The organism is Marinomonas sp. HM11-D (assembly GCF_057626615.1).
The window spans coordinates 253311-276660 of sequence record NZ_JBMMKT010000003.1; the positions used below are offsets into that span (position 1 = coordinate 253311).

Annotated in this window: 23 protein-coding genes; 11 read left to right on the forward strand and 12 right to left on the reverse strand. The window is 48.5% G+C overall.

From position 1 onward, the window contains the following. Positions 1–11: 11 nt before the first annotated feature. The 8 genes from ACOSVP_RS05730 to apbC form a co-directional block, all read right to left on the reverse strand. On the reverse strand, positions 12–326 hold the full coding sequence (locus ACOSVP_RS05730) for an SCP2 sterol-binding domain-containing protein (RefSeq protein ID WP_487346531.1): 315 nt from the start codon (positions 324–326) through the stop codon (positions 12–14). Positions 327–381: 55 nt separating this feature from the next. Further along, the gene (locus ACOSVP_RS05735) at positions 382–2181 is read right to left on the reverse strand and encodes an acyl-CoA dehydrogenase C-terminal domain-containing protein (RefSeq protein WP_487346532.1); all 1800 of its coding nucleotides are present in this window, start codon (positions 2179–2181) and stop codon (positions 382–384) included. A gap of 188 nt (positions 2182–2369) precedes the next feature. Continuing rightward, the gene (locus tag ACOSVP_RS05740; RefSeq protein WP_487346533.1) at positions 2370–3356 is read right to left on the reverse strand and encodes a CobW family GTP-binding protein; all 987 of its coding nucleotides are present in this window, start codon (positions 3354–3356) and stop codon (positions 2370–2372) included. Between the two features lie 64 nt (positions 3357–3420). Next, positions 3421–3873, reverse strand: coding sequence for a hypothetical protein (locus tag ACOSVP_RS05745; RefSeq protein WP_487346534.1), 453 nt, complete (start codon positions 3871–3873; stop codon positions 3421–3423). Between the two features lie 26 nt (positions 3874–3899). Continuing rightward, positions 3900–4232 carry a thioredoxin family protein gene (locus tag ACOSVP_RS05750; protein ID WP_487346535.1) on the reverse strand — a complete coding sequence of 111 codons (333 nt, stop codon included), beginning with the start codon at positions 4230–4232 and terminating at the stop codon, positions 3900–3902. Between the two features lie 163 nt (positions 4233–4395). Then, entirely contained in the window at positions 4396–5592 is a 1197-nt protein-coding gene (gene fdhA, locus ACOSVP_RS05755) for a formaldehyde dehydrogenase, glutathione-independent (protein ID WP_487346536.1), read from the reverse strand. A 173-nt stretch (positions 5593–5765) separates the two neighbouring features. Continuing rightward, positions 5766–6350 (reverse strand): dCTP deaminase, encoded by a 585-nt coding sequence (dcd, locus tag ACOSVP_RS05760; RefSeq protein WP_487346537.1) that lies wholly within the window; start codon positions 6348–6350, stop codon positions 5766–5768. 8 nt (positions 6351–6358) lie between these two features. Then, complete coding sequence (gene apbC, locus ACOSVP_RS05765) at positions 6359–7420, reverse strand: iron-sulfur cluster carrier protein ApbC (RefSeq protein ID WP_487346538.1); 1062 nt, start codon at positions 7418–7420, stop codon at positions 6359–6361. Between the two features lie 228 nt (positions 7421–7648). Between apbC and metG the strand changes: the two genes are divergently transcribed. The 9 genes from metG to ACOSVP_RS05810 all read left to right on the forward strand — a co-directional run bounded on the left by metG (position 7649) and on the right by ACOSVP_RS05810 (position 17668). Continuing rightward, entirely contained in the window at positions 7649–9700 is a 2052-nt protein-coding gene (gene metG / locus ACOSVP_RS05770; protein ID WP_487346539.1) for a methionine--tRNA ligase, read from the forward strand. A 237-nt stretch (positions 9701–9937) separates the two neighbouring features. Continuing rightward, complete coding sequence (gene rsxA, locus ACOSVP_RS05775) at positions 9938–10519, forward strand: electron transport complex subunit RsxA (RefSeq protein WP_055463267.1); 582 nt, start codon at positions 9938–9940, stop codon at positions 10517–10519. A 9-nt stretch (positions 10520–10528) separates the two neighbouring features. Further along, positions 10529–11122, forward strand: a complete 594-nt coding sequence (gene rsxB / locus ACOSVP_RS05780; RefSeq protein WP_487346540.1) for an electron transport complex subunit RsxB — start codon at positions 10529–10531, stop codon at positions 11120–11122. Further along, the gene (rsxC, locus tag ACOSVP_RS05785) at positions 11122–14151 is read left to right on the forward strand and encodes an electron transport complex subunit RsxC (RefSeq protein ID WP_487346541.1); all 3030 of its coding nucleotides are present in this window, start codon (positions 11122–11124) and stop codon (positions 14149–14151) included. Before rsxB ends, rsxC begins: the two co-directional genes overlap by 1 nt. Beyond that, positions 14152–15210 (forward strand): electron transport complex subunit RsxD, encoded by a 1059-nt coding sequence (rsxD, locus tag ACOSVP_RS05790; RefSeq protein WP_487346542.1) that lies wholly within the window; start codon positions 14152–14154, stop codon positions 15208–15210. Then, positions 15210–15827, forward strand: a complete 618-nt coding sequence (gene rsxG / locus ACOSVP_RS05795; protein WP_487346543.1) for an electron transport complex subunit RsxG — start codon at positions 15210–15212, stop codon at positions 15825–15827. The genes rsxD and rsxG overlap by 1 nt, the downstream gene beginning before the upstream one ends. An 8-nt stretch (positions 15828–15835) precedes the next feature. Beyond that, positions 15836–16594, forward strand: a complete 759-nt coding sequence (locus ACOSVP_RS05800) for an electron transport complex subunit E (protein WP_487346544.1) — start codon at positions 15836–15838, stop codon at positions 16592–16594. 19 nt (positions 16595–16613) lie between these two features. After that, positions 16614–17249 (forward strand): endonuclease III, encoded by a 636-nt coding sequence (gene nth / locus ACOSVP_RS05805; protein WP_487346545.1) that lies wholly within the window; start codon positions 16614–16616, stop codon positions 17247–17249. A 140-nt stretch (positions 17250–17389) separates the two neighbouring features. After that, positions 17390–17668, forward strand: a complete 279-nt coding sequence (locus ACOSVP_RS05810; RefSeq protein ID WP_487346546.1) for a hypothetical protein — start codon at positions 17390–17392, stop codon at positions 17666–17668. 46 nt (positions 17669–17714) lie between these two features. On the opposite strand, the gene ACOSVP_RS05815 is transcribed toward ACOSVP_RS05810, so the two are convergent. The 4 genes from ACOSVP_RS05815 to ACOSVP_RS05830 form a co-directional block, all read right to left on the reverse strand. Next, positions 17715–18665: a nucleoside hydrolase gene (locus ACOSVP_RS05815; protein ID WP_487346547.1), complete on the reverse strand. Its 951-nt coding sequence runs from the start codon at positions 18663–18665 to the stop codon at positions 17715–17717. 17 nt (positions 18666–18682) lie between these two features. After that, positions 18683–19576 (reverse strand): ribokinase, encoded by an 894-nt coding sequence (locus ACOSVP_RS05820; RefSeq protein WP_487346548.1) that lies wholly within the window; start codon positions 19574–19576, stop codon positions 18683–18685. A 162-nt stretch (positions 19577–19738) separates the two neighbouring features. Then, positions 19739–20968: an argininosuccinate synthase gene (locus ACOSVP_RS05825; RefSeq protein WP_487346549.1), complete on the reverse strand. Its 1230-nt coding sequence runs from the start codon at positions 20966–20968 to the stop codon at positions 19739–19741. 154 nt (positions 20969–21122) lie between these two features. After that, complete coding sequence (locus ACOSVP_RS05830) at positions 21123–22031, reverse strand: flagellar protein MotY (RefSeq protein ID WP_487346550.1); 909 nt, start codon at positions 22029–22031, stop codon at positions 21123–21125. Positions 22032–22129: 98 nt separating this feature from the next. Between ACOSVP_RS05830 and rnt the strand changes: the two genes are divergently transcribed. Both rnt and ACOSVP_RS05840 read left to right on the forward strand, forming a co-directional pair. Further along, on the forward strand, positions 22130–22798 hold the full coding sequence (rnt, locus tag ACOSVP_RS05835; RefSeq protein WP_487346551.1) for a ribonuclease T: 669 nt from the start codon (positions 22130–22132) through the stop codon (positions 22796–22798). Between the two features lie 125 nt (positions 22799–22923). Then, complete coding sequence (locus ACOSVP_RS05840) at positions 22924–23307, forward strand: YbaN family protein (protein ID WP_487346552.1); 384 nt, start codon at positions 22924–22926, stop codon at positions 23305–23307. The last annotated feature ends 43 nt before the right edge of the window (positions 23308–23350 follow it).

Here is a 23350-nt window from a genome sequence, read left to right on the forward strand (position 1 = left end):
GGCAAAGTTCATTACGCTGGAAAGATTTGCGTTAACTTTGTTGCCAGCATGATATCACCATCGGCGCGGATTTTACCTTGCATAAACGCCTGCATACCGTCTAATTCCCCCGCCATCACTTCAGACAAGGTCTCGGTATCCATCCCTAAGGTCACAGTAGCATCATCATGCTCGCCCTGCTCTGCTACCGCCATACCATCGGCAATGGTGACAAAATAGGGTTCCGCATCATCTAGTTCAAACTGAAATATAGCATCCATATTCGCGGCCGCAGAGCTGTCAAAGCGACTAATCATGGTGTCGAAAATCTCTTGTGCAGTACTCATAATATTACCCTCTCATCATCATTATAGTGGTGTGCTTTAACTGGAAGCAGAAAGATTAACGTAGGAAAAATTGCTCTTCGTCCATCGCCATCAAGCTGCCTGCACCGGCCAACATCATTTGTGCATGGGCTTTGGTACGTGGCAAAATTCGCTCAAAATAGAAGGTCGCGGTTTGCAATTTAGCTTGGTAGAACGCCGCTTCGTCAGTGCCTTGAGCCAGTTTTTGCTGTGCTACTTGGGCCATACGCGCCCAGAAATAAGCCAAGGTGATGTAACCAGAATACATACAGTAATCCACTGATGCCGCGCCCACTTCTTCGCGATCCTTCATGGCTTTCATACCGACTTTTAGGGTCAACTCGCCCCATTCTTTGTTCAAGGCCGCGAGCGGTTGAATAAGATGGGCAAGGGCTTTCTCGCCTTCATTGGCTTTACAGAACTTATGAATAATTTTGGTGAAGGCTTTTAAGGTTTCACCTTGAGTCATCAGCACTTTACGGCCCAATAAATCCAACGCTTGAATACCCGTGGTACCCTCGTACAACATGGAAATACGGCTATCTCGCACGTTTTGCTCCATGCCCCAATCGGCGATGTAGCCATGGCCACCAAACACCTGTAAGCCTTGGTTTGCGGCTTCAAAACCGGTTTCGGTTAAGAAAGCTTTGGCAATCGGTGTCAGCAAAGACAGTAAGGTTTCGGCTTGGGCTTTGTCTTCTTCAGAGCCTGCCTTTACTGTATCCACTAACATAGAACAGTAATGAATCAGCGCACGGCCCCCTTCGGCAAAGGCTTTTTGTGTTAGCAACATGCGACGCACATCGGGATGCACAATAATAGGATCCGCCGCCTTGTCAGGCGCTTTTGGCCCTGACAAAGCACGCATTTGTAGACGATCTTTGGCATAAGCCAAGGAGTTTTGGTAAGCCCATTCGGAATGCGCTAAGCCTTGTAGCGCCGTCCCTAAACGCGCGGTATTCATAAAGGTAAACATGCAGTTTAGACCTTTGTTTGCAGGGCCAATCAAGAAGCCTTTGGCGCCATCAAAGTTCATAACGCAGGTGGCATTCCCATGGATACCCATCTTGTGCTCGATCGAACCACACTGCACGGCGTTGCGTTCACCCACCTCGCCAGCATCAGTAACATTGAATTTAGGCACGATAAACAAGGAGATGCCTTTAGTGCCTGCAGGGGCATCCGGTAAACGAGCCAAGACGATGTGAACGATGTTTTCCGCCATATCGTGCTCACCGGCAGAGATAAAGATTTTCGTACCGGTAATGGTGTAACTGCCGTCGTCATTGGGGGTGGCTTTGGTTTTCAGCATCCCCAAGTCCGTACCACAATGCGGCTCCGTGAGACACATGGTGCCGGTCCACTCACCTGATACCAGCTTGGTTAGGTAGGCTTGTTTTTGCTCAGCGGTGCCGTGCAGCTCAAGCGTATTCATCGCACCATGGCTAAGGCCTGGGTACATACTCCAAGCCCAGTTAGCGGTAGCGATAAACTCGGTCACCATCATACCAAGGGATTCTGGTAAACCTTGTCCGCCCATTTCAGTTACGTGAGACAGGGATGGCCAACCGCTTTCCACATACTGCTGGTAGGCTTCTTTAAAGCCATCTGGTGTGGTCACCACGCCATTGTCAAAGTGACAGCCTTGCTGATCACCAACCTGATTCAAAGGTGCCAAAACACGCTCTGCAAACTTCGCACCTTCTTCTAGGATCGCATCCACCATATCAGGAGTGGCATCTTCAGCTCCCGCTAAAGACGCATAATGCTGATGAATCCCCAACACTTCATCGGTAATGAATTTCAAATCACGTAAGGGCGCTTTGTAATCAGGCATAACTCTCACCTCGACATTATTTTTATAAGGAGACGCTGGTTATAGAAACGTCTTTAACAACATGTCTTAAGCTTTGTCGAAGCGCGCATTTCCCTCAATAACATTTCAACGCAAGTTAGATAACAAAAACGCGCCAACTCAATTTAATGAGTGGCGCGTTTTGTTGTTTTACAGAACCGACTATCGAGCTAGAACAGTAACTTGTTGATCAACGCTAAAGCATGATCCAAGCCTTCATCATCCGAAAAAATACATTCAAATCGTGATGTTAGCGCACTTTCATCTGTCGCTCGATGCAATTCAGTAGCGCTCATATTAACCTGCTCAAAGTGCTCACCCACGTTCAGAATTCCTTTAAAGCGCCAGAAGCTAGGTTGTTGCTTTAAGGTCGTCAGTAACTGTTCAAATCGTTCACTAGAGATTTGCCATGATGCATCGGTGATCCAACCAATGCTCGCCATGCCCTGCTCACGTTTCTGGTAACACACCACACCAGCGCTTGGCTGGCTGGTATGCACATGACTGTGACTGTGATCGTGATCGTGATCGTGATCGTGATGAGCCTGGTGCTTCGCGCGCGGCAAGTCCAGCCAAGCGCTGTCGAACTTACCATTGGCACTCAAGGCAATCACCGCTTTGGCCGGCTCAAATTGCTTGGCAAACTCAAGAAAACGCTGTTCAAGATCGGCGTCGTATAAATCGGCTTTACTACCAATTAACACATCCGCATCATCAATTTGATCAAAGAACGCAGGATGACCTAGGTAACGTGGATCGGATAGATTGCGTACGTCCATTAAACAGACGGTGCCACAGACCTCTAGTACGCCTTGATAGTGTTCAGCACTTAGCTGTTCAACAATTTGGTGGGGGTGACCAATACCCGTCGGTTCAATGATGATGCGATCAGGTTTAGCGGTTTTAATCAGATCGTTTAAGCCAACACTGAAGGCGGCAGAAGAGACACAACACAAACAGCCGCCCGGGACTTGTTTAATCGCCACCGCGCCATCATGGATTAATTCGCCATCAATGCCCACTTCACCAAATTCATTGACTAGCACCGCCCATGACTGACCTGCTGGCACTTGGGTCAGTAGTTGCTTAATCAAGGTGGTCTTACCAGAGCCTAAAAAGCCCGTAATCACATTCACCTTGATGCCTTGATATTGCATGAAATAACCTTAAAACGGTGCTCAATATGACCGAATGCTAAATGATAATTATGACTAATCTTATCTATTTAGGACGCACGGAGTCATGAATACTTTCTTCGCTAATATGAGTGATATTGCTTAACGAGCGGATCTGTTCCTGAGCATCATCGACAATTTGATCGTAAATTTTTAACACCTTGGGATCAAACCCAGGGGTGTCTTCCGCTTTCATTTTGACAATCAGCATTTGGTTAAGGAAGTTATTCAATACATGGTGGGTGGATTGAACCATAGCACGGTAAATTTTGAGTTTTTCCTTACTCACACGGTTGGCTTTATTGCGGCGAAGAACATCGGCAATTACGAAGCCCACTAGGACAAATGCAGGAATAATGATTTCATCGATTTCTAAATGTTCCAGCTCGTCTAATAAAACGATCAGCGCCTCAAACATTTCTAAATCAAGTATCACCGACACAGCATACAGAAATACGGCACACAGAATGCCAATGATGGTTAGTTTGTACTGTTTCATCCAAGCCCATCCCTATTCATATGGGGTTAAAAATCGAGCAACCGTCTTAACTCATCCGCGGAATCAGGCCGCACCACTCGTCCAACTTCTTCGCCATTATGTAACAGGATTAAGGTTGGCCAAAGCTTCACTTGAAAATGCCGGCCTACTGGCTTGCCTTGACCATCAAATATTTTCACATGACCCACATCGGTAAAGTCGTCCATCACCTCTTCAATTAGTGGCTGAGCACGTTTGCAGTAACCACACCAAGAGGTGCCAAACTCCAGTACCACATCACCATCGAGGGCAGTGATTTGCGCTAAGGTTAAGTCATCTTCACTGTACGTTGCATTAAAACCAGTCACCACATCAGTCATCTTACATTCCTTCAATGATTATCAATGAGCGCCTAATAAAATGAGGGTTTTACAAGAAGTTTCAATCACTTGATTTAGGATTTTTAGTACATTTTCGCTTGGAAGTACAAACAAAAATGCCACGCAAAGCGTGGCATTTTGTAAAGCAAATACGAAGCGAATATTACGCTACGAATTCACCGTGTGGGTCCATTACGAATTTCTTCGCAGCGCCACCGTCAAAGTCAGCGTAACCTTGAGGAGCTTGATCTAGAGAGATCATTTGAACGTTTACTGCATCAGCAATCTTAACTTTATCGAATAGGATCGCTTGCATTAGGGCACGGTGGTATTTCATAACTGGACATTGACCAGTGTGGAATGAGTGAGATTTCGCCCAACCCAAACCGAAACGCATGCTTAGTGCACCAACTTTAGCAGCTTCGTCTTGCGCACCTGGATCGTCAGTTACGTATAGACCTGGGATACCGATTTGGCCACCCGCGCGAGTGATTGTCATCGCAGAGTTAAGAACTGTTGCTGGCGCTTCTTTACCAGCGTTACAGCCACAGCCGTGTGCTTCGAAACCTACACAGTCAACGAAAGCGTCAACTTCACGCTCACCTAGAATTGCTTCTAGTTTGTCTTCCATGTCGCCTTCTTGACGTAGGTCGATTGTTTCACAACCGAAGCTACGTGCTTGTGCTAGACGGTCTTCGATCATGTCACCAACGATTACACACGCAGCACCTAGAAGCTGAGCAGAAACCGCTGCTGCTAGACCTACTGGGCCTGCACCTGCGATGTATACAGTTGAACCTGGGCCTACGCCTGCAGTTACACAGCCGTGGAAACCAGTTGGGAAGATGTCTGATAGAAGAGTAAGGTCAGCGATCTTCTCTTTAGCTTGATCTTTATCTGGGAACTTCAATAGGTTGAAGTCAGCGTATGGCACCATTACGTAGTCAGATTGACCACCTACCCAGCCACCCATGTCTACGTAACCGTATGCAGCGCCTGGACGTGCTGGGTTAACGTTTAGACAGATACCAGTCATGCCAGCTTTACAGTTACGGCAACGACCACAAGCGATGTTGAAAGGTACAGATACGATGTCACCTACTTCTAGGAATTCTACATCGTCACCTTTTTCAAGGATGATACCAGTGATTTCGTGACCAAGAACCAAACCTTCAGGTGCAGTAGTACGACCACGAACCATGTGCTGGTCACTACCACAAATGTTAGTTGTAAGAACTTTCAGGATAACACCGTGGTTACATTTACGATCACCAAGTGCTAACTCTGGGAAAGGGATAGACTCTACTGCGACTTTGCCTGGGCCCTTGTATACGACGCCACGGTTAGACGGTTGAGACATAGAAGTACTCCTTAACTGTTGTGGTTTTTATTCTATGAATTGCACCGGAGAAGGTAGACCTCAAACCGCAAAAACAGATGTCGAATAACGCCTTTAAGCTGCACATTTACGACATCCACTATGTTTTTGAGCAATTTTAGGCAATTTAGAACAAAAAACGACCTGTTGTTTTTCTATTGATCACCACTTATGCGACTGCCCACCGCCGAATTTTGACCGCGGTATTTGGCATTGTCGCGCTTATTGTAAGGGCGATCAGCAGAGCCTGACATGGTTTCAAAATTGATCGCGCCAATGGTCATACCTGGACGTAGCGCGATTGGCAGTTTGCCACCATTTAGAAACTCAAGCACGATGGCACCGCTCCAACCAGGATCGATACGGTGCGCCGTTACGTGCACCATCAAGCCTAGTCGAGCTAACGAAGAACGTCCATCTAGCCAACCTACAAGGTTGTCAGGCAATGTGACCGATTCCATTGTCACCCCAAGCACCAACTCCCCTGGGTGAATAAAGAATTGCTTGTCATCATCGACCACAATCTCTTCACTCATCACCGACTCAATGGCAGCGTTCAAATCTGCCTTTGGGCCACTTAAATCTATGTAGGGCGCGGGATGGCCTTGGAACACTCGAAACGAGTTGCCAAGGCGCAAATCACAAGACACGCCGCTGATCACAGAGTTATCAGGGCGTGGTTCAATAGCAATGACACCATCGTCTAGAGCTTGGATAATGTCACGGTCACACAGTCGCATGGTTTACCTCAATCATCACTCATGCCGATAATCGGCATTGAGAACTGTTCAGAACGGGACGCAAGAGTAGCACCAACCTTACGTGCAATCGACTGATAAATGGCCGTCACGTCTGAATCTGGCTCGCTTAGCACCGTAGGTTTGCCGGCATCTGCTTGCTGACGAATGTTTAGACTTAGCGGTAATTTGCCCAGCTCTTCAACACCGTATTCTGTCGCCAAGGCTTTACCACCTTCTTCACCGAAGATAGCTTCCGCGTGACCACAGTTAGAACAGATGTGCGTCGACATGTTCTCTACCACACCCAATACCGGAATGTTCACTTTATTGAACATCTCAATACCACGACGTGCGTCTAGCAGAGCAATATCTTGTGGTGTCGTCACAACCACTGAACCAGAAACTGGTACTTTTTGTGAAAGAGTTAGCTGGATATCACCGGTACCTGGTGGCATATCGATAAATAGGTAATCCAGATCTTGCCATTCGGTTTGTGTCAGGATCTGCATCAGAGCCCCAGTCGCCATAGGACCACGCCATGCCATGGGCGTTTCTTTGGTAGTTAAGAACGCCATCGACATGACTTGAATACCGTGCGCAATGGGCGGCACGAAGAATTGCTCACCACGAACACCTGGACGTGTATCGCCAGCAAAACCTAGTAACAAACCTTGGCTTGGACCGTAGATGTCCGCATCCAAAATGCCTACTTTTGCGCCTTCACGTGCCATCGCCAGGGCAAGGTTAACAGTCGTAGTAGATTTACCGACACCGCCTTTACCAGAGGCGACCGCAATGATGTTCTTCACGCCTTTTAGGCTAGACGCCGCACCTTGGGTGGAGGCAGCTTTAATATCCTGCTGCAATACCAGTGTGACTGATTGGCCTAGGGCTTCTTCTACGCGTGCTTTTAAAGCATCGCGTTCAGTTTGCGCTGGGTAAGGAAGGGTTGCGATCACGGCAAGGCCAGATGCGCTTTCTTGTACCTGCCATACATCACCGTAAGGCTGGTTGGTGTTTAGGTCGACCAACGCCGCCAGTTGTGAAAGTAGCTGTGGGTTTACAGACATGTTCTCTCCTAAAAATAGCAACTCAATGGCGCTATTTGTCATGTGTTCTCTTCGATGATGCGGATTGTGGGGGCAAAATGCGGAAAAGCAAGCCCGAAGCTTGCACGATATGTCCGGCCACTTATAATGTCGCGCTTATATTAATACAGACAAATTGCCCCGTTTACCTTACAGCGACATGGGGCGTCGTTTATCCGTTAAAATTACAATCCAGCAGGCTTAATCATAATGGCTCAACCGCAACGTAAAATTCTAGTTACCAGCGCCCTTCCCTACGCCAACGGCTCTATTCACTTAGGTCACATGCTGGAGCACATTCAAACGGACATTTGGGTTCGTTTCCAAAAGCTACGTGGCAACCTTTGTACTGCGGTGTGTGCGGACGATGCGCACGGCACAGCAATTATGATTAAAGCCGAGCAAAACGGCATCACAGCAGAACAGTTGATTGATGGCGTACGCCAAGAGCACATGGCCGACTTTAACGACTTCGGCATTGGCTACGACAACTACTACTCTACTCACTCACCAGAAAACCGTGAGTTATCTGAGTCGATCTACAAAGCCCTACGCGACAACGGCAAGATCTCGGTTCGTTCTATTACTCAGGCTTACGACCCAGAAAAAGAAATGTTCCTAGCGGATCGTTTCATTAAAGGTACCTGTCCTAAGTGTAAAGCCGAAGATCAATACGGTGACAACTGTGAAGTGTGTTCTGCTACCTACACACCGATGGAAATGATCAACCCACGCTCGGTTTACTCCGGCGCGACACCAATCGAGAAGTCGTCTGACCACTACTTCTTTAAATTGCCAGAGTTCCAAGAATTCCTACAGCAATGGACTCGCAGCGGCACGCTACAGGACCAAGTGGCAAACAAACTGGCAGAATGGCTAGATTCTGGCCTACAAGAGTGGGACATCAGCCGTGATGCGCCTTACTTTGGTTTTGAAATCCCAGATGCGCCAGGCAAATATTTCTACGTGTGGCTAGATGCCCCAATCGGCTACATGGCGAGCTTCAAAAACCTGTGTGACCGCACTGAAGGTCTAGAATTCGACGAATACTGGAACAAGGACTCTGAAGCGGAGCTGTACCACTTCATCGGTAAAGACATCATCAACTTCCACGCACTGTTCTGGCCTGCAATGCTAGATTGCGCAGGTTACCGTACACCAACGGCTGTTAACGCTCACGGTTACGTAACAGTAGACGGTGAGAAAATGTCGAAGTCTCGTGGCACCTTTATCAAGGCGCGTACTTACCTAAATCACCTTGATCCTCAGTACCTACGTTACTACTTCGCGGCCAAGCTAAACTCTCGCGTGGATGATATCGACCTGAACCTAGGTGACTTCGTTCAGCGCGTAAACTCTGACGTGGTGGGTAAAGTCGTCAACATCGCCAGCCGTACCGCAAGCTTCATTAACAAGAAGTTTGATGGTCAGCTACAAGCAACACCAGCGCAAGCAGACATGATTCAAGAGTTCGTAAACGCCGGCGACCTAATCGCTGAGCTATACGAAACCCGTGAATACGGTAAAGCGATGCGTGAAATCATGCGCCTTGCTGACATCGCCAACACTTACATCGCTGATGAAGAGCCATGGGTAAAAGCAAAGAGCGAAGAGACACTGCCACAAGTGCAAGAGATCTGTACTGTAGCGCTAAACCTATTTGCGATCCTAGCAACCTACTTGAAACCCGTTTTGCCAGGCATGGTCGCTGATGCGGAAGCTTTCCTAAATAAAGAGCTGACTTGGGACAACCGCAGCGAATTGCTATTCGGCCAATCAGTTAATCCGTTCAAAGCCTTGATGTCGCGCATTGAAGCACCACAAATCGATGCCATGATCGAAGAAGGTAAAGCGGAAGCCGCGGCAGAAGCCCAAGCAAAAGAACAAGCAGCGCCTGTCGCAGCAGAAACTGAACTGAGCAAAGAGCCGATCGCCGACGAAATTAACTTCGACGATTTCGCTAAAGTGGACCTACGTATCGCCAAAATCGCCAAAGCTGAGCATGTTGAGAAAGCCAACAAGCTTTTAAAACTTACCTTAGATTTAGGTGGTGAGACACGTACGGTATTCTCTGGCATCAAATCGGCTTACAAGCCAGAAGACCTTGAAGGCAAGCTCACGATTATGGTGGCTAACTTAGCGCCTCGTAAGATGAAGTTTGGCATGTCTGAAGGCATGGTGTTGGCAGCAGGCCCTGGTGGTGAAGAGATTTACTTATTAGAACCACATGATGGCGCAAAACCAGGCCAACGAGTGATGTAAAATTCATTTTTTGATTACAAAAACAACACCGCCTACACAATGTAGGCGGTGTTGTTTTAGCAAATAATCACAAAACCTTATACTTGCAGCGTGCTATTCATATTCTAAAATAAACTAAAATGCATGGCGCTTTAGTCTTGTTAGTTATAAGCAGCTTGGTATAGTTACGCTTGGCCGAACTTTTTGATTGGCCGTTCTTTTTTATCCGTAGACACCACTGTATTTATTGGACGCGAGATGACCGAATATCTCTTAATACTCGTCAGTACCATACTGGTAAACAACTTTGTATTGGTACAATTCCTAGGCCTTTGCCCATTCATGGGGGTTTCCAGCAAGCTAGAAACCTCGATTGGTATGGCCATGGCGACCACCTTCGTACTGACACTTTCGAGCTTATGTAGTTATCTCACGTTCGAGTTTATTCTTGAGCCGTTTGGTCTTGAGTATCTAAAAACCATCTCGTTCATTTTGGTAATCGCCGTTGTGGTGCAGTTCACCGAAATGGTGGTCCATAAAACCAGTCCCCTGCTGTATCGCGTACTGGGCATTTTCCTACCTCTGATCACAACTAACTGTGCTGTGCTAGGTGTCGCACTGCAAAACACTTCCAAACAAAACGGCTTTGTCGAATCCATTCTGTACGGCTTTGGTGCCGCAGTCGGTTTCTCGTTTGTTTTGGTACTTTTCTCCGCGATGCGTGAACGTATCAACGTGGCCGATGTGCCTGTGGTCTTTAAAGGTTCTGCGATCGGCATGATCACGGCAGGTCTGATGGCCTTGGCGTTTATGGGCTTCACTGGTCTGGTGCAAATCTAGGAGCCTATTATGATGACTGTTTTACTTGCAATCGGAATCCTAGTGGCACTGGCCTTGGTATTTGGTGCCATCTTGGGTTACGCCAATGTGCGCTTTCACGTGGAAGGCGACCCGATCGTCGATCAGATCGATGCGATTTTGCCACAAACACAATGTGGTCAATGTGGCCACCCAGGTTGCCGCCCTTATGCGGAAGCCATCTCCAATGGTGAAGCCATCAACCGTTGCCCACCAGGCGGTCAAGCAACCGTACAGGCGCTGGCTGACTTATTAGACGTAGAAGCCATCCCACTAGATGGCGGCGCAGAAGAGCCGGTACAAAAGGTGGCCGTAATTCGCGAAGACGAATGTATCGGTTGTACCAAATGTATTCAGGCTTGCCCAATTGACGCTATTTTGGGTGCCGCAAAACAAATGCACACGGTTATTTCAGATGAATGTACAGGCTGTGACCTTTGTGTCGAGCCATGTCCGGTAAATTGTATTGATATGGTTGAAGTTGGTGTGACATCACGTACTTGGTCGTGGGAAAAACCGCAAGGTGTGGGCGTACAATCTGCGCAAATCATCGCTACAGATCGTCAGGTGGAGGCCGCACAATAATGCAAACTCCTTCTGTTTACTCATTCCACGGCGGTATTCACCCACCAGAGAACAAAGCACAGTCGCTGCAGTTGCCACTGGGTAACCCTGGCTTACCGCGTGAATTGATTTTGCCATTAGGCCAGCACATCGGCCAAGCATCACGCCCTTTAGTGGAAGTCGGTGCCAAGGTGAAAAAAGGTGAAGCGATTGCCATGAACAATGGCTTTTTATCGAGCTTTTTGCACGCGCCAACCTCGGGCACCATCAGCGCCATCGAAACACGCCCTATCGCTCACCCATCGGGTTTGAGCGATCTGTGTATCATTCTGACACCAGATGGCGCTGATGAATGGACCACGCTTGAGCCGCTGACGAATTGGAAAGAAATCGGTAAAACCGACGTGCTAGCCTTCCTGTCAGAAAAAGGCATTATCGGTATGGGCGGCGCGGGTTTCCCAACACAAGTAAAGCTGCAAGGCGCTCACAAGCACACCCTGAGCCACTTTATTATCAATGCGGCGGAGTGTGAGCCTTACATCACTGCCGACGATATGTTGATCCGTGAGAAAACACTGGAATTGGTGTTAGGTATCGAGATCCTGCAACACATTGTTGAAGCAGACAATGTGGTGATCGGCATTGAAGACAACAAACCAACTGCGATTAATGCATTGCAACAGCTACTGCGTGAGCGCCAAAGCTCAATCCAAGTAGCCGTGGTGCCCACCAAATACCCGTCTGGTGGTGAAAAACAACTGATTAAACTACTGACTAACAAAGAAGTACCCAGTGGCCAATACCCTGCTGACATTGGCATCCTGTGTCAAAACGTTGGAACCTGTGTCGCGGTGTACGAAGCGATTCAACAGGGTCGTCCGCTGATTTCTCGTTTTACGACATTGACAGGCGACGCCCTAAAAGCACCACAAAACGTGGAAGTTTTGCTAGGTACACCGATTGATCACTTGTTGGCATACGCAGACCTACAAGAGAAGAAGCTTAGCCGTCTAGTAATGGGCGGCCCTATGATGGGCTTCACACTGGACTCCGGCAATGTACCAGTGGTGAAAACCACTAACTGTGTGCTCGCCGCGACCAAGAAAGAATTACCCGCGCCCTACCCAGAACAGGCATGTATCCGTTGTGGTATGTGTGAACAGGCGTGTCCTGCCAGCTTGTTACCACAGCAATTGCTATGGTTCTCAAAAAGCCAGGAACTGGAAAAAGCCGAGCACTACAACTTATTCGACTGTATCGAATGTGGTGCTTGTTCCTACGTGTGTCCAAGTAGCATTCCCTTGGTGCAGTACTACCGCCATACCAAGGCGGAAATTCGCGACACTCGTGAAGCGGCGGTGAAATCCGATATCGCGAAGCAGCGTTTCGAAGCCCGTAAAGCTCGTCACGATGCCGAAGCGGCAGAGAAAGAAGCGAAGCGCGTAGCACGTCAAGGCGCTGCCAAACCTGCGGCGAAGAAACCCGCTAAACCTGCGCCAGAAAAAGCCGCTGCCACCACTGCTGCACCTGTGGTCGACGAAGCAACGAAGAAAGCTAAAGTGGATCTAGCGATTGCCAAGGCGAAGCTGAAGAAACTTGAAAAAGTGCTACTTGAAGCCCAAGAGAAAGAGCACACCGAAGAAATCAGTGCGCTGCAAACTCAAGTAGACGAAGCGAAAAAAGACATTGCTGAGCTAGAGAAACTGGTAGCCAGTGCGCCAGCGGCCGCTCCTGCAGCGAAAGCCGCGGCACCTGCCCTTAGCGACGAAGCGAAAAAAGCCAAAGTCGATGTGGCCCTTGCCAGCACCAAGCTTAAGAAAGCGGAGAAGCAGCTAGCGGAAGACCCTGACAACCAAGAGCTAAAAGACAAGGTAGCGGGCTTTGCCGCAGACCTGAAAGCCGCACAAGAGGCTTTCGATAAGCTCGGTGGCAATGTGAAAGCAGCCCCTGCTGCGGCCGCCGCGAAACCGGCACTTAGCGATGAAGCGAAAAAAGCCAAAGTGGATGTCGCCCTCGCTAGCACTAAGCTGAAAAAAGCACAGAAACAATTAGCGGAAGATCCTGATAATGCTGAGATCAAAGCGAAAGTGGAAGGCTTTGAAAAGGATCTGAAAGAAGCCGAAGCACGCTTTGCTAAACTTGACTCAGCACCAGCCGCTCCCGCAGCCAAACCTGCTATGTCGGATGAGTACAAAAAAGCCAAAGTGGATGTCGCCCTAGCCAGCACCAAGCTGAAAAAAGTGCAGAAGCAATTGGCCGATGACGCCGATAACGACGAGTTAAAAGCCAAAGCGGCCGACTTTGAAAAGTCACTGAAAGAAGCGGAAGCACGTCTTGCTGCATTGGAATCAGCCCCGGCGACACAGGCCGCTCCCGTAGAGAAGCCTGTTATGTCAGATGAGTACAAGAAAGCCAAAGTTGATGTAGCTCTGGCGAGTACCAAGCTGAAAAAAGTGCAGAAGCAATTAGCTGACGACGCCGATAACGAAGAGTTAAAAGCCAAAGCTGCAGGTTTTGAAACAGCTTTAAAAGAGGCTGAAGCACGTTTAGCCGCTCTTGAAGCACCCGCTGCAGCGCCAGCAGCAACAGATGCACCGGCGCAAGCCGCCCCTGCTGCAGACGAAGAAACGCTACGTAAGCTCAAGATTGATACAGCGATTGCCAAAGCCGCGGTGAAAAAAGCCGAAAAAGCGTTAGCCAAAGCCATCGAATTAGGCTCGGATGACAAAGACAGCCTTGAGCAGCAAGTTAACGCGGCGAAAGCTCGTGCCGACGAACTGGAGCAAGCGCTACAAAACGGTGGTCAAGTGGCCGCTAAGCCTAGCGCAGAAACGGCACCAGCAGCAGACGACGCGGAATTTAAAGAGCGTCTGAAGAAGCAAAAAGTCGCAGCGGCACTGGCAAAAGCACAGGTCAACAAACTTAAACGTCAACTAGATGCGGATCCTTCTGCAGAGTCTCTGCAACAGGAGCTTTCGGCTGCCGAACAAAAGCAGCAGGAAGAAGAAGCCAAACTAGAACAGTTAACTAACACGCAAGAGAATCGTTAAATGGCATTATTGCGTATCACCTCACCACATACACATCGCGCGGGCCAACGTACATCGTGGGTCATGCAAATGGTGATATTGGCCACTGTACCAGGTCTTTTGGTACAAACTTGGCTATTTGGTTACGGCACACTCATCAACCTTGTAATCGCCTGTATCACAGCGTTGGTGAGCGAAGCCTTTATTTTGAAACTGCGCAATCGTCCGATTGGCTTCTTCCTTAAAGACTACAGCGCCCTTCTGACAGCCGTATTGCTGGCTTTGGCTTTACCGCCAACCGTGCCTTGGTGGCTAACCGTGACGGCGGTCGCCTTCTCAGTGATTTTCGCTAAGCAAGTGTACGGCGGTTTGGGCAACAACCCATTCAACCCTGCGATGGTCGGCTATGCCATCTGTCTAGTGTCTTTCCCTGTGCCAATGACCCAGTGGATTGGCGCTTCAGATTTGATTCAAGCGGGGACTACACCAAGCTTTAGCGACAGCTTAGCGGCGATCTTTGGCACCTTGCCAACGGTGGATTCGTACACCATGGCGACACCATTGGATGCGTTTAAACATAAAGACGGCTTGATGGCGAGTGAAGCCTTTGCCAGCATCGCAGGTCTTCAAGGCGCTAACCTATCGAGCTGGATGTACGTCAACCTTGCTTACCTAGTGGGCGGCCTAGTGCTGATTGCTTTACGCATCATTACTTGGCACACACCGGTTGCTATGTTGGCATCGCTTGCAGTGATTTCTGGTGTGTTCTACGCCATTGACCCAAGCAATGCCGCGTCACCACTGTTTCACTTAACTTCTGGTGCCGCCATGCTGGGGGCATTCTTTATTGCCACAGATCCCGTGAGCTCTTGTACCAGTAACCGCGGTAAGTTGGTGTACGGTGCCGGCATCGGTATTTTGGTCTACGTGATTCGCTCTTGGGGCGGTTACCCTGACGGTGTGGCCTTTGGTGTCTTGTTAATGAACTTTGCTGCACCATTGATCGATTACTACACGCAACCACGTGCTTACGGCCATAAAAAAGCCAAGAAAGGCCTAACCATTGGAGGCGAGAAGTAATGAATATTCTGAGTTCTATTCGCCAAAACAGTATTGGTCTAGGTATTTTCGCGGTGTTAACGGCTGGCTTGATCGCGCTGACGCACCAGCTAACGGATCACATCATTAAAGACAATATCGTACAGGCTCAGCTGTCCGCATTTAATGAAATTTTGCCAGCAGATCGCTATGACAATAACCTTGCTGAAGCACATGTGATGCTGGCAGCGGACCCGCTATTAGGTTCTGCGGAACCCGTGCAAGCCTTTATCGCTCGCAAAGACGGTGAAGTCAGCGCCATTATTTTTGAAACCGTGGCTCCAGGTGGCTATAACGGCAACCTAGATCTTTTGGTGGCGGTGGATCGTAACGGTGTCGTCACAGGCTCTCGTGTGATCAGCCACAAGGAAACACCTGGATTGGGCGATAAGGTCGATCTAAAGAAATCCCAATGGATTCTGTCTTTCAGTGACAAATCGTTTGAGAACACCACTATGAAACAGTGGAATGTGAAAAAAGACGGTGGCAATTTCGACCAATTTACTGGGGCAACCATCACCCCTCGCGCCGTGGTTCGCGCAGTGAAAAATACGCTACTTTACTTTAATGAGAACAAAGACGCGCTGTTGTCGCGTTAGGATTAGTCATGAGCGCTCAAGATACTCTTGCACCCGATACGCCAGTGGAAGAAACAGCCGCTGCTACTGGCCCAAGTTACCGTGAGATTCTATACAACGGTCTTTGGAAGAATAACCCAGCCCTAGTTCAGCTATTGGGCCTATGCCCTTTGCTCGCGGTGACCAGCACCGTGGTCAACGCCATTGGTCTAGGCTTAGCTACCACAGTGGTATTGCTAGGTTCAAACATCGCCGTTTCTTTGATTCGTAACTACGTTTCCGAAGCGGTGCGTCTGCCCGCTTTCGTCATGATCATTGCCTCGTTCACTACCTGTATCGAGTTGATCATGCAGGCTTACACCTACGAGCTGTACCAGATTCTGGGGATCTTTATCCCGTTGATCGTAACCAACTGTGCGATTCTGGGCCGTGCGGATGCTTTTGCTAGCCGTAACCCAGTGCTGCCGTCTGCCATGGACGGTGTCATGATGGGCTTAGGTTTTACCGCCGTACTGATGCTACTAGGTGGCATGCGTGAGTTGATCGGCCAAGGCACCCTATTCACCGACATGCATTTGCTGTTTGGCGATATGGCCACCGGTTGGAAACTGACTATTTTCAGTCACTACCCGAACGTATTGTTCGCGATCTTGCCACCTGGCGCCTTTATTGGTCTGGGTCTTTTGATCGCCATTAAAAACTCCTACGATGAGAAAGAGAAAAAACGCATCGCGGCCGAACAAGCTGGCCAAGAGAAAGTCTCTCGTCGTGTTCGTGTAACTGACTAAATCATCAACCGGAGGAGCTGTGAACAAAGCTAAGCGACACGAGATTTTTACGCGCCTGCGCAATGAAAATCCTAACCCTGTCACCGAGCTTGAATACAGCTCCCCGTTTGAACTCCTGATCGCCGTGCTGTTCTCCGCACAAGCGACCGACGTCAGCGTTAACAAGGCCACTCGCCACCTGTTTCCGGTGGCAAATACTCCAGAAAAAATGTATGCCCTAGGCGTCGATGGCCTGAAGCAATACATCAAAACCATTGGCCTGTTTAACGCCAAGGCGGAAAACGCCATCAAGACCTGCCAAATGCTGATCGAAAAGCACAACAGTGAAGTGCCACAGACGCGTGAAGAGTTAGAAGCTTTGCCGGGCGTAGGTCGTAAGACCGCTAACGTGGTGCTTAATACCGCCTTTCGCCAAGTGGCTATGGCGGTGGATACCCATATATTCCGTGTTTCTAATCGTACCAAGATTGCCCCTGGCAAGAATGTGTTGGAAGTGGAAGAAAAGCTATTACGCTTCGTGCCAAAAGAATTCCTTCTCGATGCGCACCACTGGCTCATCCTGCATGGTCGCTATATCTGTACCGCACGTAAGCCTAAGTGCGACGCCTGCATTATTGAGGATCTGTGTGAGTTCAAGGAAAAGACCTTCACTTAAGCCCTTGATACACTTCACTACTGTTACAGGCGCAATAAATCACTATAATGGTCAGCGATTTAATAGTTACGATATAACGGATAATAAACGTGGTTAAGTCTCATACATCTCCTTATGTACGCTGCTTCTGGACCGGTCAAATGTTTCTGACCAATGGTCAAGTAACCGATATTCACTGCACCCATATTTCCCATGACTTGGTCGAAGTGGAGTCGCCAATCGGTTTGCAAGGTTCTAAGAAGGTTAAGCTTGAGCTGAATGCAATCCACGAAGGTAGACAGATGCAGATTAAAGCCATCTGCATTCCCTCAGCAGACATTCTGAACGAGCACGATAAACACTATATCAAGATGAGTTTTGGCACCATCTCTACCGCTGAGCGCGACTTTATCGATAAGTTTGTCAAAGCACATAGCTAACAAAAAAGGCGCCGAGGCGCCTTTTTTGATGGGATTGGAACAGCGATTAAAGCGCCCCTACCATCACCTCTTCATATAACTTCAGCATACGCTCGCCGTCCACTTCCATACAGACCTGCGTCATGGGTACACCATCCCAATGAGGCTCTGGGTATTCCATACCCTCAGGGGCAAAGATGGTTTGGCCCACGGCAATGCCCTCAGTGACGACACGGATCGCGCCCAGCTCCACTTCAAAGATACTCGGATCAAGCAGGTAGGCAATGGTCGAAGCATCATGGAAGTAACAGCCATTAACATCGAAGCGGTCGCTGTAGAAGTTAATATAGAACTGGGCACAGTCGTATAGGAAAGTCCCCTGCTCTGGGTTCTTAGCCTTGATACGCTCAAGAATACTGTTATCCAACAGCACTTGGTGAGTCACATCCAAGCCCACCATGGTGACTTGCCAAGGTGCGGTAAACACCGCATCCGCAGCGTGTGGCTCATTGATGATATTGGCTTCAGCCACGGGCGAAACGTTACCATATTCAATCGCGGTACCGCCCATTAACACTACTTCATCAACTAAGTTAGCGATCTCTGGGTCTAGCTCTAGCACCTTACCTAGGTTACCCAAAGGACCTAATGCAACGATGGTGACTTCACCTGGGTATTTGCGTACTTGTTCGATAATAAATTCGGCCGCACTCTGCTCTAGGGCTTGTTTCGTTGGTGCTGGGTAATCGATGTTACCAAAGCCGTCTGCACCGTGGACAAAGTCAGGGAATGGACGCGGTGCTTGCTGCGAAGGCACTGCCACACCACCGGCAACCGGCACATCCACACCCGCAATCTCAGTTAAGGTCAGTGCGTTTTGGGTCGCTAGCTCAACGGGCACATTGCCGTAAGTGGTCGTTAGGCCCAATACCTCAAGCTCTTTGGCTTGGAAGGCAAAAAAGATCGCCATCGCATCATCAATGCCTGGATCCGTGTCGATAATAATTTTACGTGTCATGGTTCTCTCTTAACGAGTTAGGGCTGTTGAGATAAAAATTCTGTTACTTCATCCTGCGTCGGAATCGAAGGCGCAGCACCTAGGCGGGTCACCGCAATGGCAGACGCTGCACAAGCGGTACGCATGGCACTAGCATAGCTGGCGCCTCGTTCTAATTCCGCTAGGCAATAACCAATAAAGGTATCACCGGCGGCGGTGGTGTCTTTGGCGTCAACCTTAAAAGCATCAACTTTCACGTCCTCTTCCATAGAAAAGTAACGCACCCCATGCTTACCAAGAGTCATCATCACCGCCAGCTCTGGGTATTGCTGGGGCAAGATTTGTGTCGCTTTCTCAATCGAATCAGTGTTTGCTAAATCCATTGCCTCTACTTCATTGACGATCAATAGATCGATATAAGGTAGTACTTGATGAGTCAATTCGGCGTCCATCGGTGCGGGGTTAAAGGCTACCTTAGCGCCCGCTTGTTGCGCCCACTGCATCGCTTCTGCGACCAGATTGGTCTCATTTTGCAACAGCACCCAATCTCCCTCTGAAAGGGTTGCTAAGACACGTTGAATCTGCGTCTGCGTGAGCTGATGGTTGGCTCCCGCGTGCAAAATAATGCTGTTCTCAGCACTCGGTGTGAGCTGAATGATCGCATGCCCAGAGGCCTCTTCCACCTCAGCAATATTCTCCGTATTAACACCGTATCCTTGAAGCTGCTTAAGTATGTGCTGATCAGCACGGCACAGGGCACCAACGTGCTTAACATCGGCTCCGGCTTTTGCCAAGGCCACCGATTGATTGGCGCCTTTGCCGCCTAGCACTTGCTGATAACTGGTGGAACTCATGGTCTCACCTGGACGAACAAAATGATCCACTTGGTATAAATGATCGATGTTAATCGAACCGATATTAAAAACGGTCATAGGACACCTTATTTTATTATTCTAACCAAACAGTCAATAAGAACATGTTTCTATTGTGATTAACATAGTCTGCCTGACGTAAACGTCAATAGGCATAAAAAAACGCCCGCTCTTTGCAGAGCGGGCGTTTCGTATTCTTCGCATCAGCCGAAGCTAACGGAATTATTTGCGGTCTAGGAAAGTACGACCTTTTTGTGCCGCGATACGCATACGTAGTGCGTTTAGCTTGATAAAGCCAGCCGCATCTTTCTGATCGTATGCACCAGCGTCGTCTTCGAAGGTCGCAATTTTGCTATCGAATAGGCTGTATGGAGACTCACGACCTTCAACGATTACGTTACCTTTGTACAGTTTCACACGTACAGTACCGGTTACGAATTCTTGAGAAGCGTCGATCAATGCTTGCAGCATACGACGCTCTTCAGACCACCAGAAACCGTTGTAAATCACTTTCGCATACTTCGGCATGATCTCATCTTTCAGGTGAGCTGCTTCACGGTCTAGGGTGATAGATTCCATCGCGCGGTGTGCTTTCAGAAGGATAGTGCCCCCTGGCGTTTCGTAACAGCCACGAGACTTCATGCCTACGAAACGGTTTTCTACTAGGTCGTCACGACCGATACCGTTTGCGCCACCTACCTTGTTCAATGTTTCAAGGATCGTTGCTGGAGACATTTTTTCGCCGTTGATAGAAACCGCGTCGCCTTTTTCAAAGCCGATTTCTAGGATAGTTGCTTCGTCCGGAGCTTGCTCAGGAGAAACAGACCAACGCCACATGTCTTCTTCAGCCGTTGCCCAAGGATCTTCTAGCAGGTCACCCTCGTAAGAGATGTGTAGAAGGTTAGCATCCATTGAGTATGGAGATTTCTTCTTAGCGTTAGAGAAATCAACTGGGATGTTGTGTTCTTTACAGTAGTTCATTAGCGTTTCACGAGACGTTAGGTCCCATTCGCGCCATGGAGCGATTACTTTAACGCCTGGTTTAAGCGCGTAAGCACCTAGCTCGAAACGAACTTGGTCGTTACCTTTACCTGTTGCGCCGTGAGAGATCGCATCCGCACCTGTTTCGTTAGCGATTTCGATCAAACGCTTAGCGATTAGTGGACGAGCGATAGAGGTACCTAGTAGGTACTCGCCTTCGTATACAGTGTTCGCGCGGAACATTGGGAACACGAAATCACGTACGAATTCTTCACGTAGGTCTTCGATGTAGATTTCTTTAACGCCCAACGCTTGAGCTTTCGCGCGTGCTGGCTCTACTTCTTCGCCCTGACCCAAGTCAGCAGTAAAAGTTACCACTTCACACTTATACTCTTCTTGAAGCCACTTCACGATTACTGAAGTGTCTAGGCCGCCCGAGTAGGCTAGCACTACCTTCTTCACGTCAGACATTCTTTTCTTTCTCCTCAACGAGACTCAGCGCAGCCCAAACAGACGGACTACGCGCAGTTAAAATAAAATAGGCGGTAAGTGTAAAATTTCGCCCCTTGCTTAGCAAGGGGCGTACCGGAAAATAGACATCTAAGATGTGGACAAAGCGAGACTTTTAGGGACTTGGCTCAGACAATGACTGTGCATTATTGCCCGAACGTTCAAGACGAATGGTGACACGACGATTTCGCTCGCGGCCATCATTGGTGCGGTTATCCGCCGCAGGGTAACGCTCACCATGGTATCGAGAAACGATTTTCTCTGGCGCGACGCCCTTCTGTAATAAGTATTCGGTGACCCGTTCGGCACGTAACTTTGATAATTCACGGTTGTCGCGACGAGAACCGATAATGTCGGTATGACCATCAATATAAATATATTCAATGGTCGGATCCGCCTCAACATACATGGCCACTAGGTCTAAACGATGCTTAATGCGATCCGTCAGTTCAGTACCATTATTGGTGAATAAGGCGGCGGTACGAGCAATTTGCTCGAAATTCACCGGCAACAAACTCGCCATACAACGACGAAATTCATTATACGCGGGGTTAAAGTTGATATTACTTAACGCCACTTCCACGCTTTCGCGGCCATTTTCCCAAGCCGAGCCTGCCACCACGGGATGACGCCCACGATCCAGCGAGGTCAGCATCTGTTCGGCGACCTTACCGCCGACTTCGACACTTAAACCGTAACCTGGGTATGGCATGACTTCTAGGGTTTCAGGAGAGATTCCCGGTATCCAGCTCGGTGCTTGGGAGATAATGTAGACTTGCCCAGGACCGATTTTTTCATTATCGGGCTGCAACACGAACTTCATCGGTTCACCTGCTTCCTTGATGAATTCGCCTAAGCCGAAATGCGGAATGGGATGCTCTAATGTGCAGGCAAAAATGTCACCGGACAGAGACCATTTTGACTCTTCAATGCTCGATTCGTAGCGCGTTAAAGCGCTGCTGTGCATAGCAAAAATACAACCGGCGAGTATCAGTGCACTGTTGAGTAAAGGTTTGACTATCACGGTAAGAGTTCTCGTTCTCGACTTAGCTTATATGTTATCATCTTCCATTAACTACTCATTAAATTTCTGATCGTAATGGCAGAATTAAGGATTCTCTTTTGTCTACTCACGAAATCAAAGATCGATTCCGCGGTTTCCTACCCATTGTTATCGACGTAGAAACGGCAGGCTTTAATGCAAAAACGGATGCATTACTTGAGCTGGCCGCCAGTATTCTGCGCATGGATGAAAATGGCGAGTTATATATTCATGAAACCATGTCGTTTCATATCCAGCCGTTTGAAGGCGCTAACCTAGAAAAAGAAGCGTTGGATTTCACTGGCATTGACCCCTTTGCACCAGGCCGTGACGACTTACCAGAGAAAGAAGCCTTAACTCAGATGTTCAGTAAGGTACGTAAAGAGCTGAAGTCCACTGGCTGTAAGCGCGCTATCCTTGTTGGTCATAACGCAGCATTCGATCATGGTTTCTTAAATGCCGCGATTGAACGTACTGATATCAAGCGTAACCCATTCCACCCATTTTCAAGCTTCGATACGGCATCCCTATCTGGATTAGCTTTTGGCCAAACGGTTCTGGCGAAAGCCTGTCAGGTAGCGGGGATTGCCTTTAGCAATTCTCAAGCCCACTCAGCGGAATACGACACCGAAAAAACAGCCGAGTTATTCTGTGAAATCGTTAATCGCTGGAAACGTTTAGGTGGCTGGAGTCTCGTGACTGATACCGAAGGCGATACCATGGAATCCCTATTCGGTGCTGCAAATTAAGCAACTTAGTTAGCCGTCAAACTCAAATATTAGTGTTTGAGTTTGACGATTCGTTATGATCAAACGCGTGACAGATGCGTCTGTTCGCGGTAGTAATGACATCATTCGAAACATAGAGTCTTGTTATGACGGGTAAACGACTGGCATTAATAATCCTAGGATGGGTATCCCTCATTACAGGCATTATCGGTATCTTTTTACCATTACTTCCCACGACACCACTGGTACTGCTGTCAGCTTGGTGTTTTTCCAAGTCCTCAGAGCGTTTTCACGCTTGGCTGCTGAATCATAAATATTTTGGTCCGATTGTCTCCGACTGGCAGTCCGATCAAGGCATTCCGAGAAAAGCCCGTAATCGTGCACTATTATTTATGTGGGCAGGTATGTGTTTGTCTATGTTTATTGTATGGCGCTTTTGGGCGACGATTGGGCTGTGCGTGATAGGTCTTGCGGTCAGCATTCACCTATTGCGTATGCCATTACGCAACGAAGAAACGGAACTTAAATAGCGTTTCAGTCCAACTCGTAGCTAAGTTAATCGCGCCATATCAC

Bases quoted from the DNA above. Each gene is read 5' to 3' on its own strand.
- ACOSVP_RS05730 (WP_487346531.1), bottom strand. From the start codon at position 326: ATGAGTACTGCACAAGAGATTTTCGACACCATGATTAGTCGCTTTGAC.
- ACOSVP_RS05735 (WP_487346532.1), bottom strand. From the start codon at position 2,181: ATGCCTGATTACAAAGCGCCCTTACGTGATTTGAAATTCATTACCGAT.
- ACOSVP_RS05740 (WP_487346533.1), bottom strand. From the start codon at position 3,356: ATGCAATATCAAGGCATCAAGGTGAATGTGATTACGGGCTTTTTAGGC.
- ACOSVP_RS05745 (WP_487346534.1), bottom strand. From the start codon at position 3,873: ATGAAACAGTACAAACTAACCATCATTGGCATTCTGTGTGCCGTATTT.
- ACOSVP_RS05750 (WP_487346535.1), bottom strand. From the start codon at position 4,232: ATGACTGATGTGGTGACTGGTTTTAATGCAACGTACAGTGAAGATGAC.
- fdhA (WP_487346536.1), bottom strand. From the start codon at position 5,592: ATGTCTCAACCGTCTAACCGTGGCGTCGTATACAAGGGCCCAGGCAAA.
- dcd (WP_487346537.1), bottom strand. From the start codon at position 6,350: ATGCGACTGTGTGACCGTGACATTATCCAAGCTCTAGACGATGGTGTC.
- apbC (WP_487346538.1), bottom strand. From the start codon at position 7,420: ATGTCTGTAAACCCACAGCTACTTTCACAACTGGCGGCGTTGGTCGAC.
- metG (WP_487346539.1), top strand. From the start codon at position 7,649: ATGGCTCAACCGCAACGTAAAATTCTAGTTACCAGCGCCCTTCCCTAC.
- rsxA (WP_055463267.1), top strand. From the start codon at position 9,938: ATGACCGAATATCTCTTAATACTCGTCAGTACCATACTGGTAAACAAC.
- rsxB (WP_487346540.1), top strand. From the start codon at position 10,529: ATGATGACTGTTTTACTTGCAATCGGAATCCTAGTGGCACTGGCCTTG.
- rsxC (WP_487346541.1), top strand. From the start codon at position 11,122: ATGCAAACTCCTTCTGTTTACTCATTCCACGGCGGTATTCACCCACCA.
- rsxD (WP_487346542.1), top strand. From the start codon at position 14,152: ATGGCATTATTGCGTATCACCTCACCACATACACATCGCGCGGGCCAA.
- rsxG (WP_487346543.1), top strand. From the start codon at position 15,210: ATGAATATTCTGAGTTCTATTCGCCAAAACAGTATTGGTCTAGGTATT.
- ACOSVP_RS05800 (WP_487346544.1), top strand. From the start codon at position 15,836: ATGAGCGCTCAAGATACTCTTGCACCCGATACGCCAGTGGAAGAAACA.
- ACOSVP_RS05810 (WP_487346546.1), top strand. From the start codon at position 17,390: ATGTTTCTGACCAATGGTCAAGTAACCGATATTCACTGCACCCATATT.
- ACOSVP_RS05815 (WP_487346547.1), bottom strand. From the start codon at position 18,665: ATGACACGTAAAATTATTATCGACACGGATCCAGGCATTGATGATGCG.
- ACOSVP_RS05820 (WP_487346548.1), bottom strand. From the start codon at position 19,576: ATGACCGTTTTTAATATCGGTTCGATTAACATCGATCATTTATACCAA.
- ACOSVP_RS05825 (WP_487346549.1), bottom strand. From the start codon at position 20,968: ATGTCTGACGTGAAGAAGGTAGTGCTAGCCTACTCGGGCGGCCTAGAC.
- ACOSVP_RS05840 (WP_487346552.1), top strand. From the start codon at position 22,924: ATGACGGGTAAACGACTGGCATTAATAATCCTAGGATGGGTATCCCTC.